Annotated in this window: 2 rRNA genes; both read right to left on the bottom strand. The window is 58.5% G+C overall.

Going from position 1 to position 436, the window contains the following annotated elements:
- Nucleotides 1–127 (bottom strand): 23S ribosomal RNA (locus PUR56_RS29415); the annotation flags it as partial.
- A gap of 256 nt (nucleotides 128–383) precedes the next feature.
- Nucleotides 384–436, bottom strand: a 16S ribosomal RNA gene (locus PUR56_RS29410); the annotation flags it as partial.

Genomic DNA, 436 nt, shown 5'->3' with positions numbered 1-436 from the left:
TTTCCCCATTCGGAAACCCCCGGATCAAAGCCTGGTTGACGGCTCCCCGGGGACTATCGTGGCCTCCCACGTCCTTCATCGGTTCCTGGTGCCAAGGCATCCACCGTGCGCCCTTAAAAACTTGGCCACAGATGCTCGCGTTCACTGTGCAGTTCTCAAACAACGACCAGCCACCCACCTGCACAAGCATGGGGCCGGCGGTACTGAGACAACGTTTCCGTTCCCTCAGGACCCAACAGCGTGCCCGACACACCCGATCAACAATCCGTCTTCCACGCCGAAGCAGTACTAACGGATGCCAACCCAGTGTGCCGAATAGTCAACGTTCCACCCATGAGCGACCGTGCAGAACATTCGCCTGCAAGCGGCCATGTGCTCCTTAGAAAGGAGGTGATCCAGCCGCACCTTCCGGTACGGCTACCTTGTTACGACTTCG

Origin of the sequence: Streptomyces sp. BE303 (assembly GCF_036290945.1) — a bacterium.
Classification (GTDB): Bacteria; Actinomycetota; Actinomycetes; order Streptomycetales; family Streptomycetaceae; genus Kitasatospora.
Note: the sequence above shows the minus strand (reverse complement) of the source record. Positions and strands in the feature narration are given on the sequence as shown.